Origin of the sequence: Lysobacter sp. Root494 (assembly GCF_001427225.1) — a bacterium.
Lineage (GTDB): Bacteria > Pseudomonadota > Gammaproteobacteria > Xanthomonadales > Xanthomonadaceae > Agrilutibacter.
In genome coordinates, this window is the sequence record NZ_LMFH01000003.1 from 1 (window position 1) to 1,354 (window position 1,354).

General features: G+C 57.2%; 2 protein-coding genes. Both read right to left on the reverse strand.

What is annotated here, in order from left to right:
- Positions 1 to 145: 145 nt before the first annotated feature.
- On the reverse strand, positions 146 to 514 hold the full coding sequence (locus tag ASD14_RS03225; protein ID WP_056128979.1) for a hypothetical protein: 369 nt from the start codon (positions 512 to 514) through the stop codon (positions 146 to 148).
- Between the two features lie 419 nt (positions 515 to 933).
- On the reverse strand, positions 934 to 1,354 hold a 421-nt coding region (locus ASD14_RS03230; RefSeq protein ID WP_235565302.1), incomplete at its 5' end, for a hypothetical protein.

A 1,354-nucleotide genomic window follows, 5' to 3' on the forward strand; every position in this document is an offset into this window, starting at 1 on the left:
AAGGAGAGCCGATAGCACAAAGATCACCCAGGACTTTGGCTTATCTCTCGGAATGAACGGCTTCTTCCCCATGGCACCTAACGCCTGAATTAAGCCGAACCGCGAAGCGGTTTCGGCTTGAATGAATTGTTAGACACCACCCCGTTTAGCAAACCAACTGCTTTGGGTAGCGATATCCGGTGACAACCCATCCCTGCCTGCTTTCATTCCACTCCGTCAGGTATGAAATCACGCAGCCATTGCTGATCATTGCGCTGCCATTGGAAGTGATAGCCGTACGGCCAAGCCAACCGGTTGAATCAACTTGGCTATTGGAACTCGTAGTTACGGCAGTCTTGGATGAGCCGCCCCACATGAACTGAAATGCTCGGACACCGTTGCCCATATCCATTGCGGCGATTGGTTGACCACTGACAAGCATCACCTCGCGAATGTCTTGACCCACATAACTCTTCATCTCGGTGGAAACGCACCCGACGAGGACGGCTACCAGCAGCGCGAGAACGAACCTCATTGAAGCCTCCAGTGGTGTCTAACGCCTGAGTTAAGCCGAGCTGCGAAGCAGCTTCGGCTTGAACGAATTGTTATGCGGTGACTGCCCGAGATGCCGAAGAACCCCACCGGCGCCAACCGCTCCAAGCCGAAACACTACCAGCCGCTCGCGCCCGGCGCATTACCCGGAATCCGTGAGGCGTGGAATTGCCGAAGCCGCCTGCAATGGGAGCGCCGTGCAGCAAGACTGCGAGCGGCGAAGCGGTGAACCAAGCTGAGGTGGACGAAGGTGGGGAAGCTCACCGGAGCCGACCATAAAGAGCGCGGCAATTTAGCGGAAGGAACAACTACGGCAATGCTGGGAGCAGCACCGCATAACGCCAGAATTAAGCCGAGCCGCGAAGCGGCTTCGGCTTGAATGAATTGTTAGGCCGCAGCCCGCTAATGAAGAGCATCGCGATCTTCGGCCGTTGCCGGGTATGTGTAGACGACGAGCACAATACCGTCGATCAGTGTCTGCTCGAAGTACTGCAGGCCATCGGGAGAGTCCACCAGATCCTCGCGCGCGAGAAGGTAATTGTCCTCGACTGATTGGATTTGCCATCCGGCCCGAGCTACCTCCCGAGCGGCAATGGCCAGCGCGCCGTCCTCCGACTCCTCAGTAGTGTAGATGTTGATGGTTGCGCCACCGTACTCCGCAAACGCGTCCGTACCTGGCAGCGGTAAGGCATCAACCATGACAACACGAACTCTTTCCATGCGGCCTAACGCCTGAGTTAAGCCGACCCGCTGCGGGAAGAACCGGTGTGCGAGGCGGCAACAGTTTGCGAGGAGTTCAAGACGAAGCCGCGAAGCGGGTTCG